Source organism: Sphingobacterium lactis (assembly GCF_051951495.1).
Taxonomy (GTDB): Bacteria; Bacteroidota; Bacteroidia; order Sphingobacteriales; family Sphingobacteriaceae; genus Sphingobacterium; species Sphingobacterium lactis_A.
Genome location: NZ_JBNHAS010000001.1, coordinates 1,710,906 through 1,725,446, shown reverse-complemented (window position 1 = coordinate 1,725,446; position 14,541 = coordinate 1,710,906). Strand labels below are relative to the sequence as shown.

Annotated in this window: 13 protein-coding genes; 10 read left to right on the top strand and 3 right to left on the bottom strand. The window is 39.2% G+C overall.

The window, feature by feature from the left end:
- Window positions 1–15: 15 nt before the first annotated feature.
- Together ACP6L2_RS07400 and ACP6L2_RS07395 are read right to left on the bottom strand one after the other, a co-directional pair.
- Window positions 16–1,158, bottom strand: coding sequence for a PepSY-associated TM helix domain-containing protein (locus ACP6L2_RS07400; RefSeq protein WP_440508617.1), 1,143 nt, complete (start codon window positions 1,156–1,158; stop codon window positions 16–18).
- Between the two features lie 541 nt (window positions 1,159–1,699).
- On the bottom strand, window positions 1,700–2,836 hold the full coding sequence (locus tag ACP6L2_RS07395) for an acyloxyacyl hydrolase (protein WP_440508616.1): 1,137 nt from the start codon (window positions 2,834–2,836) through the stop codon (window positions 1,700–1,702).
- A gap of 110 nt (window positions 2,837–2,946) precedes the next feature.
- Between ACP6L2_RS07395 and ACP6L2_RS07390 the strand changes: the two genes are divergently transcribed.
- The 9 genes from ACP6L2_RS07390 (at window position 2,947) to ACP6L2_RS07350 (ending at window position 13,322) form a co-directional block, all read left to right on the top strand.
- Window positions 2,947–3,861 carry an AEC family transporter gene (locus ACP6L2_RS07390; protein WP_440508615.1) on the top strand — a complete coding sequence of 305 codons (915 nt, stop codon included), beginning with the start codon at window positions 2,947–2,949 and terminating at the stop codon, window positions 3,859–3,861.
- Between the two features lie 101 nt (window positions 3,862–3,962).
- A complete protein-coding gene (locus tag ACP6L2_RS07385; protein ID WP_440508614.1) occupies window positions 3,963–4,928 on the top strand; it encodes a formylglycine-generating enzyme family protein in 966 nt (321 codons plus the stop codon).
- Window positions 4,929–4,971: 43 nt separating this feature from the next.
- Window positions 4,972–6,285: a Gfo/Idh/MocA family oxidoreductase gene (locus ACP6L2_RS07380; RefSeq protein WP_440508613.1), complete on the top strand. Its 1,314-nt coding sequence runs from the start codon at window positions 4,972–4,974 to the stop codon at window positions 6,283–6,285.
- A gap of 124 nt (window positions 6,286–6,409) precedes the next feature.
- The gene (locus ACP6L2_RS07375) at window positions 6,410–7,294 is read left to right on the top strand and encodes an FAD:protein FMN transferase (RefSeq protein WP_440508685.1); all 885 of its coding nucleotides are present in this window, start codon (window positions 6,410–6,412) and stop codon (window positions 7,292–7,294) included.
- A gap of 31 nt (window positions 7,295–7,325) precedes the next feature.
- The gene (locus ACP6L2_RS07370) at window positions 7,326–8,249 is read left to right on the top strand and encodes a hydroxypyruvate isomerase family protein (RefSeq protein ID WP_440508612.1); all 924 of its coding nucleotides are present in this window, start codon (window positions 7,326–7,328) and stop codon (window positions 8,247–8,249) included.
- A gap of 98 nt (window positions 8,250–8,347) precedes the next feature.
- The gene (locus ACP6L2_RS07365; protein WP_440508611.1) at window positions 8,348–9,601 is read left to right on the top strand and encodes a nucleoside permease; all 1,254 of its coding nucleotides are present in this window, start codon (window positions 8,348–8,350) and stop codon (window positions 9,599–9,601) included.
- Between the two features lie 11 nt (window positions 9,602–9,612).
- Window positions 9,613–11,298: a GMC oxidoreductase gene (locus ACP6L2_RS07360; protein WP_440508610.1), complete on the top strand. Its 1,686-nt coding sequence runs from the start codon at window positions 9,613–9,615 to the stop codon at window positions 11,296–11,298.
- An 18-nt stretch (window positions 11,299–11,316) separates the two neighbouring features.
- Entirely contained in the window at window positions 11,317–12,741 is a 1,425-nt protein-coding gene (locus tag ACP6L2_RS07355) for a Gfo/Idh/MocA family protein (RefSeq protein ID WP_440508609.1), read from the top strand.
- 11 nt (window positions 12,742–12,752) lie between these two features.
- Window positions 12,753–13,322 carry a gluconate 2-dehydrogenase subunit 3 family protein gene (locus ACP6L2_RS07350; RefSeq protein WP_440508608.1) on the top strand — a complete coding sequence of 190 codons (570 nt, stop codon included), beginning with the start codon at window positions 12,753–12,755 and terminating at the stop codon, window positions 13,320–13,322.
- 89 nt (window positions 13,323–13,411) lie between these two features.
- On the opposite strand, the gene ACP6L2_RS07345 is transcribed toward ACP6L2_RS07350, so the two are convergent.
- Complete coding sequence (locus ACP6L2_RS07345; protein ID WP_440508607.1) at window positions 13,412–14,146, bottom strand: acyl-[acyl-carrier-protein] thioesterase; 735 nt, start codon at window positions 14,144–14,146, stop codon at window positions 13,412–13,414.
- Window positions 14,147–14,254: 108 nt separating this feature from the next.
- Here ACP6L2_RS07345 and ACP6L2_RS07340 point away from each other — a divergent pair, with 108 nt between their 5' ends.
- Window positions 14,255–14,521, top strand: coding sequence for a hypothetical protein (locus tag ACP6L2_RS07340; protein ID WP_344673810.1), 267 nt, complete (start codon window positions 14,255–14,257; stop codon window positions 14,519–14,521).
- Window positions 14,522–14,541 lie beyond the last annotated feature (20 nt).

The window sequence follows — 14,541 nt, the reverse complement described above, 5'->3', positions numbered from 1 at the left end:
ATTCCCCAGACTTGTTTAAATTTCTTTAAGTTCATTTTCTAGGGGGCTTTTTTCTTTAAATTGAAGTTTTGCTTTTCGTCTTGCCAGCCAGAGGTAAACTCCGGTAATTAAAATAACAATAGATGCGAGGTCAAAAATTGTCCAGATAATTTTCAAGGGTAGTCCGCCGTAATCGCCAAAATGTAAAGGTTGACTTAAAAAGAGGGCATTCACATACCAGGGCATAGGTCTGGCATCCGTGAATTTTCCTTTTTCAGCATCTATTAATACCGGTTTTAAAAGCTTTGATGTCATTTCTGTTGTTCCTCGCATAAAAACCGCATAATGATGTTTGCTGGAAAACATAGTGCCCGGAAAGGCTACTAATACCACTTTCATAGAAGGATCCTTCTCTTCTGAAATTTTTAGAGCTTGATCAACTGAGCTGTATTTAGTTTTAATGGCTGGCAAATCTTTATATGGAGCGGTCATTTCAGCCAATTGCCCTTGCTGCCATAGCCCAATAACGACATCTGAAAGGGTGTTAATTACTCCCGTGAATCCAACGACGACAAGCCAAGCTAAGGTGATAATACCTACGATGTTATGTGTGTCTAGCCACTTGAGTCTCTTGGATTTGTGTTTACGAACCATCCCAAATTCAAAATTCTTCATGATGGGCCCATATAACACAACCCCTGATACAATGGAAATGAGGAATAAGATCCCCATCAAACCCATAAAAAGCTTACCCGGTATTCCTGCGAACATATCCGTATGTAAACGTAACATGATGTATAGAAAACCTTCGTTTTTAGGCTCGATAAGTACTTTTCCATTAAATTCATTCATTAAGACATATTGGCTTTTTTCAAAGTCATCGTCTGGATGTCTGGTCAAATCAAATAATACTTGATTGGGATGCTCATCGTAATCCCAAAAGGCATACCTAACCTTTTTTCCTGGATTCCTTTCTTCCGCAATTCTGATTAATTCATCTTGACTCAGTTTCTGCTCATTAGGGTGCTCATCCATATGGATATCCATAAGAGCATGTTCGATTTCTTCATGAAAAATTAAGGGTAGACCCGTAAGACACAATAGTAGGAGGAAAACCGTACAGATTAAGCTTGTCCATTTATGCCAATTAAACCATCGTTTGGCTGTTTTGTAATGCATTTTAAAGCAAGTAAGTGATTGATTAGTTAATTTATTTTTCAAAATTAATTCTATTTAGAATCTTTCCAAATAGGCGGCAGTACAAATTTCTTATCTCGTTAGTTTATTTTCTTATTGCGTTGTTTTTTGCTTCTGATTTTAAACTAAATGTTCCGGGCAAGCCCTATAACTATTATGAATTCATATATATTTTAGAGAAGAGAGCAATCCTAAAAGAAGAGATTTCTAATTGAAATAACTAAGAAGTTTCGCTCTAATATCTGGTATTCAACAGCCTGTTTTCTTAGGGTTGAGCAGGGGTATAGCTAGGGTTTCACAGGGGTTTGCTTCGACACTCCTTCGGATCTCCTTCGGAACTCGTTCGGAACTCCTTCGGATCTCGTTCGGTTAGAAGCGAACGAGATCCGAAGAAAATCCATATAATATCCTTAGAAATTCCCTTAGAGTATCGAAGCAAACCCAAGCTTGATACAAGGTATATACGAAGTAAACCTTAATGAATTATAAGGCAAGCTTGTTGGTGAGAATAATTTAATCTTCTTTATTTAGGATCGCGGTTGAAGGTGTAGCCGACAGTCCACTCGATGAAATCCGCTTTTCCCATATGTGCTTTGATAGAAACTCCGGCATTAATGTTTTTATACACATAATAGCGAGCACCAGCGCGTAAGAAGAATTTACGGATTTCTCCGTTAAAGCGTTGGTTATGGATGTAATAACCCACATTTCCATTTAGGACCAAGCGTTCATTTAAGATATGGGCAATGTATAGGGATGGACCTCCAGATAATTTGGATCCTATTTCTCCAGTTTTATCACCAGCAATTTCTTGATCATTTCCTGAGGAGGAATAGAAAAGGTCGAGTCCTCCACCTAGTCGCCATTTATAGGACAGATGCCGGCTAGCATAAGCACTCAAGGTTGTTTTGAAAAATCGATGATCTAAATCGTCTCTTAGTTGCTTGAAGCCAACACCATAATTGACATGGTAGTATATCTTTTTGCTGTAAGGTTCCAGGACAGAATCTCTAATGATTTTAACATCAGGGTTGAACTGATAATTCACCGATAAGGTTGCTGGAACAAGGTTTACACCTTTATTGGGTAGTCGCATAGCACCATTCGAGAAATGGTGAAAGGCTAATCCTGCGCCAATTTTCCAATGATCGGTTAATTTATATTGTGCTCGGATTCCTAAGTCAATAAAAACATTGTTTTTAGAGCCAATGACTAAATTTAATGGGTTTTGTTCTTCGTTATAAGGTTTAAAATTTCCAGATAAACCTAGGCCAATGCGATAATCGTATCCCCATCGACTGTTTTCTTTAGGAGATATGGGAGTTTGGACAAAACCATAGATAGCAAATGGACTTCCGATAATATCGGTATTGAAGGTACTGGAGTATAAACCTATACCGTAGGTTGGATAGTTGTAGACTTGATAATATTGATCCTTTTTGGCTCTTTGTTTCCAACCGATTTTAAAATTTAAGCCATTGTAATAAGCACCTTCATAGGTGGTGTTTTTCAGCCCTTTTTGTTGTAAGATACCGCCATTCTCCACTTCAAATTCAAGGATAATAGGACTTTCCTTGATCTTCTCAGCGATTTCGGTCACTTGAGCCTGCAGGATGTACGGTATTAAAATAGATAGTAATAGTGTGTAAAATAGCCTCACTCGAAAAACAATAGTTCTAAATTTTAAAAAGAGCTCAAAAATAGTAATAACTTTGTCCCATTAAACCCATCAAGTGTCATTTTTGTTTCATTTGATAAAGATCTTATAGTTTGTCCAATTTTATTCTCATTCTTTTCTGCTTAGCAGCAGGAGTTCTTAGCCGACGCATGAATTGGGTAGCCAAAGATGGCTACAAAGCATTGAATGCTTGGGTATTGTATTTTGGTTTACCTGCAATATCCTTTCGATTTTTACCTAAGCTGCAATGGGACAACAGCCTTCTTTTTACCATGCTTGCTCCCTTTTTAGTCCTTTTGGGCAGTATGGCCTTCTTTTATTTCATAGGGAAGTGGATGAAGCTTTCGCAAAGGACCACCAATACGTTGATGTTAGTGGCTGGTTTAAGCAATACCTCTTTCGTTGGTTTCCCATTAATTACCGCTTATTTTGGTGTTGAGCAATTGCCGATAGGAATTGTGAGTGATCAAAGTACCTTTTTTCTCTTATCGACAATTGGGGTAGTCATCGCCCTGAAAGGTTCGCTGAAACCACAAAAGCATATTCCATTTAGTTTTATCCTTCGTCGGGTATTTTCTTTTCCACCCTTAATCGGTTGTATTTTGGCTTTGATTATCCCGAAGTTGATCGATTTGACTCCGCTGGATGAGTTCTTTGGTATCCTTGGTGCCACAGTTTCGCCCATAGCCTTATTTTCCATAGGTCTACAGCTTCATTTTGGTATCCAACGTAACGAAGTGCCAAATTTGATTTACGCGCTCTTATACAAGCTTATTTTAGGTCCTTTGCTGGTTTTTGGTTTGGCGTTGTTGATAGGAGGTAAGGGGATGATTATGAGTATCTCTATTTTTGAAATGGCGATGCCCTCTTTGGTGGCAACCAGCATTGTGATCAACCAGTTTAAACTGAATGCGAAATTAGGAAACAGCATTATTGGATTGAGTATTCCATTAGGACTTTTGAGTACTTACTTCTGGTATCAAATTTTAATTAATTTCATTCTGTAACACTAATGTTATTAATAAAATTGCGAGATTCTTTATCTTTATTGCAATTTAATCAATCTAAAACTGAGTATTTTATATTTTAAGGATTAGCGTCACATACTATGAAGACAGTACTATTCTTTGCTTTATTGGCAGGAATTCAAATTTCACATGCGCAGACAAAGCATGAACGTTACACACAGAAAATAGATGGCACAAGTTTAGAATTCACGATGGAGGCAATTCCGGCTGGTGAGTTTAATATGGGCTCTGCAAAATCGGCTCAGGCGGATGAAAAGCCTGTACATAAAGTAAAAATTGACCCATTTTGGATGGGTACCTATGAAGTTACCTGGAATTTATTTGAACCGTTTCTTTATAAAGATTTTGAAATCACGAAATCCGAAGGGGGACAAGTGCCTGCGAAAGTAGATGCTGTTACCCGTCCAACCAAGCCCTATTTGGATATGACTTTTGGTTTTGGAAAAGAAGGTCAACCAGCTTTGGCAATGACCCATTATAATGCTATTCAGTTTTGTAAATGGTTATATGTGCGCACAGGTGTTTTTTACCGCTTACCTACAGAGGCAGAATGGGAATATGCAGCACGTGCTGGTAGCAATACCGAATACTTCTTTGGAGATGATGCAGCATCTTTAGGCGATTATGCAGTGTTTAAAAGCAATGCAGAAGGTAAGACGGCTAAGGTAGGAACCAAGAAGGCCAATCCTTGGGGATTATATGATATCCTGGGGAATGTGTCAGAATGGACTTATGACCAATACCAAGAAGATTATTACAAGCAATTTGAAGGAAAAGTTGCCAATAACCCGGTAAATGTACCGACGCAATTATATGCCCATGTGGTTCGTGGTGGTTCATTTGAAAGTGAAGCCATCGACCTACGTTCGGCTGCCAGAGGGAAGTCTGATCCATTTTGGAAACAATTGGATCCACAGATCCCTAAGTCCAATTGGTGGTTCCCAGAGGCACCATTTGTGGGCATGCGTTTAGTAAGACCGGTCAATCAGCCTAGTCATGACGAGATCATGAAATATTATGATCAGGCACCTATTAAGGATTTTTAATCAACCTCATAAATTTAAATAACCTCAACTTAGATCTTTAAACATGGAAAGTTTAAAACGTAGAGATTTTATCAAATCTTCGTCTGCGCTTGTGGGTGCTGCTGCGATAACCAGCAGTTCCGTAGGACAGGTATTTGCTGCTGGCAGTGATGTCATTAAAGTAGCATTGATTGGGTGTGGTGGTCGTGGGACCGGTGCTACATTCGATGCCTTCAATTCTGGCCAAAATATTCAATTGGTGGCCATGGCAGATGCATTCCAAGATAATTTGGATAATACCTACAAAACATTAAAAGAAAAATTTGGCGACAAGGTCAATGTGCCTGATAGCCGTAAATATGTAGGCTTTGACGGGTACAAAGCTGCCATTAAGGATGCTGACGTTGTCATTTTGACCACGCCTCCTGGATTTCGTCCTATGCACTTTGAAGAAGCTGTAAAGGCTGGTAAACATGTATTCATGGAAAAACCTGTCGCGGTAGATATCCCTGGTATTCGTCGTGTTTTAGCAGCTGCCAAAGAAGCGAAAGCAAAGAAATTAAACGTAGTAGTTGGCTTGCAACGCCGTTTCCAAACGAACTATCGTGAAGCCATTAAACGTATTCATGATGGAGCGATTGGTGATGTTGTTTCTGGACAGGTATACTGGAACTCCGGTGGTGTATGGGTAAGACCTCGGAAACCAAACCAAACGGAAATGGAGTACCAGATGCGTAACTGGTATTATTTCAATTGGCTATGTGGCGATCATATTGTTGAGCAACATGTTCATAATATCGATATCGCCAACTGGATTAAAGGGAAATATCCGGTTTCTATCCAAGGTACTGGAAGTCGAGCACACCGTACAGGTAAAGAATATGGAGAAATCTATGATAACTTTGCTGTTGAATTAACTTATGATGATGGTACGGTGGTTTATAGCCAATGTAGACACTTTGAAGGGATCTCTAATCGCGTAGATGAAACCTTCCAAGCTACTAAAGGTAGAGTGTATTTATCTGCTGGTAATCAAGCGGTTTTATGGGATCATCAAGGTAAAGAAATCTACCGTCACGATCCTAAAGGTAATCCAAATGCTTACCAACAAGAACATAAAGAACTTTTTGCAGCTATTGCGAATGGTGAGTACAAATTTGATAATGCGGAATATGGTGCTTACAGTACCTTAACTGGTATTATTGGCCGTATTGCTTGTTATACAGGAAAAGTGATTAAATGGAACGATGCTATGCAGTCCAATATCGACTTAATGCCTGATCTGTACAGTTGGGATGCTATGCCTAAGATCGTACCGGGAGCTGATGGACTATATCCAGTAGCTAAACCAGGTATTGACGTGAATAAATTTATATAGCGTGTTAAGGTCTATTTGTTTGATCTTAACCCTATGGATTGGTTGCTTGGCGTATGCCCAGCAACCAATTTCTGCTTTACAGCGGTATGAGTTGTATGGTTAAGCACAAGGTACCGGATACACGATAAGCTATTACCACAAGTCGCCAATTATTACTCGAGCTAGTATCGATAGCATCTTTGAAGTTATTGACAAATCCATGTCCCTTTACCGCAGGGATTCCAAAATTAGTTCCTTCAATCTTTCTTCTAATAATCAGATTAATCTGGATCCCCACATGCAAAAGGTTCTTAAAAAATCCTTTCAGGTGAATAAAGAATCTAAAGGATTATTTGATATTACCGTAAAGCCATTAGTTTCACTTTGGGGCTTTGGACCTGAAAAAACGGTTGGTATTCCTGATTCTTCCAGTATTCTACAAACACTACAGTTAGTGGGTATGAATAAGTTGAAAATGAGTGCTAATAAACTAATCAAAATGACTCCTGGTATGCAGATTGATCTCAATGGGATTGCTCAGGGCTATACCGTAGATGTTCTTGCAGATTTTCTCAAAAGTAAAGCTGTGAAATCCTTCATTGTAGAAGTTGGTGGAGAGATTAGAGCTGAAGGTTACAAGCCAGGAAAGGAGAGCTATAAGGTCTTATTGCAAAGGCCGGAGCAGGCGCTAGGTGTAAAGGAATCCATTGTTGAACTAAAGAACATGGCTATCACGACATCTGGTAGCTATGAAAAGTACCGTACTGTAAAGAATTATCGCTTCTCGCACCATATGGATCCTACAACAGGGTATCCATTGAAATCAAACATTATTTCTGTTAGTGTCATTAGCAAGAAAGCAATGGATGCTGATGCTTATGATAATGTTTTTATGGCGATGAAACCACTAGATGCAATCGCATTTGCGAATAAAAAAAATAAAATGGATATTTATTTGATCTATTTGGATGAAGGAGTCGTAAAAGAGGCTTATTCCAAAGGATTCAAAAAATACCTAATTAGCAATTAATTACACAGCATAATTATAAACTAAACCTTCGATGAAACGTTCAGACTTTTTAAAAAATAGCTCTTTATTAGTAGGAGCATCGCTTATGACAAATCCATTAACTGCTTCAGAAAAGACTTCAGCAACCCAAGAGAGTGCTGCTGGTCAACCGTTCAAATTAGATTATGCACCACATCAAGGTATGTTTAGCTCATCAGCTGGGAAGAATTTCTTGGATGAAATCAAATACATGCATGACCTTGGTTTCCGCAGTATTGAAGATAATGGAATGCCTGGACGTTCTGTTGATGAACAAAAGAAAATTGGTGATCTATTAGCCCAGTTAGGTATGCGTATGGGGGTGTTTGTAGTCCCTAAGGGTGGAAACGGTGCCAATAGTTTGGCGGCTGGAAAGCAAGATTTTGTGGATATATTTTTGAAAGGTTGTCGTGATTCGGTAGAGATTGCCAAACGTTGTCATGCGAAATGGGTAACTGTTGTGCCTGGTGATTATGCTAGAAACTTACCTATTGGAATTCAAACAGCTAACGTAATTGAAGGTTTAAGACGTGGAGCTGAAATCTTTGAACCTCATGGGATTACCATGGTTCTTGAGCCGTTGAGTGATACGCCTGATCTTTTCCTACGATTCTCTGATCAGACTTATGAAATCTGTAAGGCAGTAAATAGTCCGTCCTGTAAAATATTGTTCGATGCTTACCATCAGCAGAAAAATGAGGGTAATTTAATTCATAATATGAACCTATGCTGGTCAGAAATTGCTTACATCCAAGTAGGTGATAATCCAGGACGTAAAGAACCTACCACCGGAGAAGTAAACTATAAAAACGTTTTTAAATGGTTACATTCAAAAGGATACAAAGGTGTTGTAGGAATGGAACATGGTATGTCAAAATCGGGCAAAGAAGGGGAGAATGCCTTAGTACAGGCCTATAGAGAAGTAGATTCATTCTAAAGCTAAAGGGTTTTAGTATTGAAACAAATTCGTTATCAAGTTTTGATGTTGCCTGATTATTTTTAACTTTAATTAAATTACCTTATAAACCTTTATCAATGTCATCAACCAATAAGTTTAAACTATCTTTCATGATGTTCCTGGAGTTTTTTATCTGGGGAGCATGGTTTGTAACCTTGGGTACTTTCCTAGGGAACACCTTGAAAGCAGATGGACCAGAAATTTCCATGGTTTTTTCTACCCAATCTTGGGGAGCCATCATTGCACCATTTATCATCGGTTTGATTGCCGATCGGTATTTCAATGCTGAGCGTATTTTAGGGGTCTTGCACCTCGTAGGTGCTGTCCTGATGTGGAAATTACACAGCAGTGATGCGGTAGCCAATTTCTATCCTTATGTATTGGGCTACATGGTTCTTTACATGCCAACCCTTTCTTTGGTGAACTCCATCTCTTTCCGTCAAATGAAGGATCCGGAAAAGGAATTCTCTGTAATCCGAATGTTTGGAACGATTGGTTGGATTGTAGCCGGATTATCCATTTCTTATCTATTCAAGTGGGACTCCGATGCAGGTATACAAGAAGGCTTATTACGTAATACCTTTATGATGGCAGCTATTGCTTCCTTAATTCTAGGGGTTTTCAGTTTCACCTTACCTAAAACACCTCCAGTAAAATCAACCGAGAACACTGGGAAGGAAAGTATTGGAAAGATTTTAGGTTTAGATGCTATTAATTTATTGAAAGACCGTAATTTCTTGGTTTTCTTTATTTGTTCCATTTTAATCTGTATTCCATTGGCTTTTTATTACCAATATGCGAATCCTTTCCTTACTGAAATTGGATTGGAAAATGCGACTGGTAAGATGACCATAGGACAAATATCAGAAGCGCTGTGTCTATTACTTTTACCTATTTTCTTTACCCGTTTTGGTTTTAAGAATACCATTTTATTGGGGATGCTATGTTGGGTACTGCGCTATGTGTTATTTGCGTACGGAAATGCAGGCGAGTTAACTTTTATGTTGATTCTGGGTATTGCATTGCACGGTATCTGTTATGACTTTTTCTTTGTTTCAGGACAGATCTATACCGATTCAAAGGCTGGTAAGGAATATAAGAGTTCAGCACAAGGCTTAGTGACCTTGGCAACTTATGGTGTTGGCCAATTGATTGGTTTCATCGTTGCAGGTCAGGTGAGTGAAATGTATATTAATTTGAAAGGAAACGACTTAGCCCAATACTGGCAAAACATCTGGTTAGTACCAGCGGGAATTGCCTTGGCAGTCTTCTTTATATTCATGGTTTTCTTCAAAAAGGAAAACGTGAAAAATCAATCTGAAACTATTTAAAACAAACAAAAATGGTAGATAATAATGTATATGATGCAATTGTTATCGGCTCTGGTATCAGTGGTGGTTGGGCAGCCAAAGAACTTACAGAGAAGGGCTTGAAGACAATTATGTTAGAACGTGGAAGAAACGTTGAGCATATTAAAGATTATCATGCACAAAAGAATACTTGGGAATACCCACATCGTGGAGGTAGAACCAAGCAGATGGAGGCTGATTATCCGGTATTGAAACGTGATTATCCATTAAATGAAAAGAATTTAGACTTTTGGGTAAACGAGAAGGAGAGTCCTTATACTGAAGTCAAGCGCTTTGATTGGTTCCGTGGTTATCATGTTGGTGGCCGTTCCTTAATGTGGGGACGTCAGAGTTACCGTTTAGGTGATTTGGACTTTGAAGCCAACTTAAAGGATGGTCATGGCGTCGACTGGCCAATTCGCTATGCAGAAATAGCGCCTTGGTACAGCTATGTTGAGAAATGGGCAGGAATCTCTGGTAACCGCGATGGTTTGTCAGTATTGCCGGATGGCGATTTTCAACCAGCCATGGATTTTAATGTGGTGGAAAAGGATCTTGCTGAACGTCTAAAGAAACAATATGGTGGAAAACGTCACTTTATCATGGGACGTACAGCCAACATTACTAAACCGCATACGGGCCGTATCAATTGTCAATACCAAAACCAATGTTGGTTAGGATGTGATTTTGGTGGTTATTTCAGTACGCAGTCTTCCACATTGCCGCCAGCAATGAAGACGGGTAACCTGACATTGAGACCATTCTCTATTGTTACCAAGATTATTTACGATAAAGACACGCAAAAAGCTAAAGGTGTAGAGATTATTGATGCAGAAACAAATAAAACATATGAGTTTTTCGCTAAGGTAATCTTTGTTTGTGCATCTGCATTCAACTCGACTTGGGTTCTGATGAATTCAGCTACCGACGTTTGGGAAGGTGGATTGGGAAGTAGTTCTGGTGAGCTTGGTCATAATGCGATGGATCACCATTTCCGCTTAGGTGCTGGAGGTCGCGTAGAAGGATTTGAAGATAAATATATTTTTGGGCGTAGACCAACAGGTTTATATGTGCCTAGGTTTGTAAACGTAGCGGATGATACCAAGAAGCGTGATTACGTTCGTGGGTTTGGTTATCAAGGGTCTGGTACTCGTGGTCGTTGGTCTGGAGAAATTGCCGAAATGTCCGTAGGTGGTGACTGGAAGGATGCGATGTGTGAACCTGGTAACTGGAATGTTGGATTTACGGCATTTGGTGAAATCTTGCCATACCATGAAAACCGTATTTTCCTTGATAAAACCGTTAAGGATAAATGGGGATTACCGGTGCTTTCCATGGATATGGAAATCAAGGATAATGAGCAGAAAATGCGTAAAGATATGACAGAAGAGATGAAAGAAATGCTTGAGTCTATCGGCGTGAAAGATGTTTACACCTATGATAATGGTTATAACTTCGGTATGGGTATCCATGAAATGGGTACTGCCCGAATGGGGCATGATCCAAAATCATCTGTATTGAATAAACACAATCAGGTATGGGATGCGAAGAACGTATTTGTAACCGATGGTGCAAGTATGACTTCTGCGGGCTGTGTTAACCCTTCATTGACCTATATGGCATTGACAGCACGTGCTGTAGATTATGCTGTAAGCGAATTGAAGAAAGGTAATTTATAATCAACTAAACAGAATAAGATGAGTAATTCAAATTCTAGAAGAACGTTTATTAAAAATTCGGCTATTGCAGCTGCAGGAATCAGTATTGTTCCTAGACATGTTTTAGGGGGTACTGGTTTTGTAGCACCAAGCGATAAGCTAGTTGTTGCTGGAATAGGTGTAGGAGGTAAAGGGGAGAGCGATATTAATGAATTCTACAAAAGCGGTAAGGCTGAAATTGCTTACCTGTGTGATGTGGATGACCGTCGCGCTGCAAACTCCGTAAAGCGTTTTCCAAAAGCAAAATATTACAAGGATTTCCGTGAAATGTTGGATAAGGAGCACAAGCATATTGATGCGGTATCTGTTTCCGGACCTGATCATAACCACGCATTGCATGCTTTACCAGCGATGCAATTAGGCAAACATGTGTATGTGCAGAAGCCTTTGACACATGATGTCTGGGAAGCTCGCGTATTAACTGCTGCTGCGAAGAAATATAAGGTAGTGACACAAATGGGTAACCAAGGGGCGTCTAATGATGGTCCTCGTTTAATCCGCGAATGGTTTGAAGCGGGTTTAATTGGCGATGTACATACCGTATATTGCTGGACAGACAGACCTGTATGGCCGCAAGGTATTTCATGGCCTAATCAACCGGCTCCAGTGCCTAAAGAATTGGCTTGGGACTTATGGCTAGGTACAGCACCTCGTAAAGACTATGTCGAAAAATTAGTGCCTTTTAACTGGCGCGGCTGGTGGGATTATGGTACTGGTGCATTAGGCGATATGGGTTGTCACTTATTAGAAGTGCCGTTCTCTGTATTGGGCCTAACCTATGTACAAGATGTTCAAGCTTCTGTAGGTTCAGTTTATGTGGATGAATTTAAACGTGGATATTTCCCTGAAAGTTGTCCACCATCGAGTCATGCAACCATGACCTTCCCAAAAACTGATCGTACAAGTGGACCTATTACCTTACATTGGATGGACGGTGGTATTCAACCGGCGCGTCCTGAAGAATTAGGAGCTAATGAGATTTTTGGTGATGGAGGAAATGGTATCCTATTAGTAGGTTCAAAAGGAAAGATCCTGGCAGATACTTATGGTAGAATACCACGTTTATTGCCAACCACGCGAGTAGAACAAGTAGAGCAGAAATATGCTCGAGTACCAAATGGCGAAGGCGGACACTATGCCCAATGGGTAGAAGCCTGTCTAGCAGGGTATGGAAAGAAAGAAGTTTCTGCACCATTTGAAATTTCAGGTCCATTAACTGAAGCCCTATTGATGGCAAACTTAGCTATCCGTGGAGCAGACTTGAAAATTGACGGTAAATATCCAGGACGTAGCTTGAAGCTATTATGGGATAATGATAACATGCGTGTAACCAACTTTGATGTCGTGAATCAATTCGTGAAGCGTCAATATCCAGCAGGTTGGGAAATTAATTATACATTATAAATTAAGCGATCATGAATAGAAGAGAAGCATTAAGAAATGTAGCTTTTATCGTTGGTGGTTCGGTAATTGGTGGTAATTTGTTCTTACAAGGATGTACCAGACCAGCATCTAAGGATGTAGCTTCCCTTTTTGAGGGGGATGCACCGGTATTCCTTGGGGATCTAGCGGAAGCTATCCTACCAAAAACTTCAACCCCAGGTGCTAAAGAAGCTGGCGTAGGCGATTTTATTCCAGTGATGATTCGCGATTGTTACGACGAGAAAGACCAAAAGGCCTTTATTGAAGGTTTCAATGCTGTCGATGACCGTGCGAAAAAGGAATTCAAAAAAGGATTTAATGAATTGTCAGCAGAAGAAAAGTTGCAATTCGTAAATAATTACGATAAAGAAGCTAAAGAATACCAAAAGAACAAAAAAGAAGAAGATCCTAATCACTTCTTTACCATGTTAAAGCAATTGACTTTAACAGGATTCTTTACCTCTGAAATCGGTATGAAGCAAGCATTGCGTTTTGTTAAGATTCCTGGAAAATATGATGGGAATTATCCATACAAAAAAGGAGATAAGGCTTGGGCCTTATAAACAAAACAAATTCATAAAAAAGGAGAGCTTTTCGCTCTCCTTTTTTATGTTTTACCAGTTTTCGATTCAAGAACTGAATATTTGATGACTTATCTTAATCCCAGTTTCATGAGGAAATGAATCTTATCTTCTTTTTGGACGTTGTACGTGACGGTATCTTCGGATTTTTCACTTTCATTAATCAATACCACATCATTATACTTGAGTTCTTTCAAGAAGTTCATCTCCAAAGATTTTATACTGCCATTTAAGATGATTTTAGGGTCCATCGCATCAAAGCACCATTCCATGTATTTGACGTTGTTGGCATGATTGACAATATCAAGGTCTGATAATTTAATTCTATACTCTGCAATGGTATGAAAAGGGATGGAGCCATCTACTTTGGCAACTGAAGCATGTGTACTGGATCGGTCAGAAAGAATATCGTGGTATTGGGAATCGATTGCTATTTTATCCGCTCGGCGAGTGGCCATATTGAACACCACCCATAAACTAGAAGCACGCACTAAGACTTGGTCGTGTTGTAACACTTCAAAGTTACGTAAGGTTCTGGATCCTGTAAATTCTTGAATCCAAGTGCGGATAGTAATCTTCTCCATGTATCGGGGTAAGGAATCCACCTCGATGAGCATCCGGCTCAATACCCAGGATTGTTTGGCTTTCAGCATGGTTCGATAGCCAAATCCGATGTTTTCTGCATGCTCACTAGCTGTTAACTGAAGGAGATTATTTAACTCACTAAATTTGATTTGTCCGTTCGGATAACATTGGGTGAAGTTCATCCAATAGTCCATTTGGAAAATCCCTTGTTCTACGTTCATATAATGCGAATGTAACTAAATTAATATTCTCTTAATGTTCTATGCGAAAATCTTGTCTAAATATACAGAAATGGCTAATTTAACGTTAGCTTATAAACACGAATTACCATGATTGGAACTTTAATACCGAAAGAAGACGTTGATAAATTTAAATTTGTCCCCGCCGAAATTGATAAATCCGCGCAATTTATGTCCAAATTGCAAAATGCATTACGATTGGGAAATGAGTTTAAATCCAAAACCTCTATTGTTTTTAATACAGAGGATGGCCCTAAACGTATTGAAACTACCGTCTGGTCACTAACAGAACGTTATATTCAGATAAAACATGGAATATTGATCCCTTTGAGGTCATTAATCGAAATAGAGTACTAAAATTTATTGAAAGAGAGGTC

Bases quoted from the DNA above. Each gene is read 5' to 3' on its own strand.
- ACP6L2_RS07345 (WP_440508607.1), bottom strand. From the start codon at position 14,146: ATGAACGTAGAACAAGGGATTTTCCAAATGGACTATTGGATGAACTTC.
- ACP6L2_RS07385 (WP_440508614.1), top strand. From the start codon at position 3,963: ATGAAGACAGTACTATTCTTTGCTTTATTGGCAGGAATTCAAATTTCA.
- ACP6L2_RS07400 (WP_440508617.1), bottom strand. From the start codon at position 1,158: ATGCATTACAAAACAGCCAAACGATGGTTTAATTGGCATAAATGGACA.
- ACP6L2_RS07360 (WP_440508610.1), top strand. From the start codon at position 9,613: ATGGTAGATAATAATGTATATGATGCAATTGTTATCGGCTCTGGTATC.
- ACP6L2_RS07355 (WP_440508609.1), top strand. From the start codon at position 11,317: ATGAGTAATTCAAATTCTAGAAGAACGTTTATTAAAAATTCGGCTATT.
- ACP6L2_RS07350 (WP_440508608.1), top strand. From the start codon at position 12,753: ATGAATAGAAGAGAAGCATTAAGAAATGTAGCTTTTATCGTTGGTGGT.
- ACP6L2_RS07370 (WP_440508612.1), top strand. From the start codon at position 7,326: ATGAAACGTTCAGACTTTTTAAAAAATAGCTCTTTATTAGTAGGAGCA.
- ACP6L2_RS07340 (WP_344673810.1), top strand. From the start codon at position 14,255: ATGATTGGAACTTTAATACCGAAAGAAGACGTTGATAAATTTAAATTT.
- ACP6L2_RS07380 (WP_440508613.1), top strand. From the start codon at position 4,972: ATGGAAAGTTTAAAACGTAGAGATTTTATCAAATCTTCGTCTGCGCTT.
- ACP6L2_RS07365 (WP_440508611.1), top strand. From the start codon at position 8,348: ATGTCATCAACCAATAAGTTTAAACTATCTTTCATGATGTTCCTGGAG.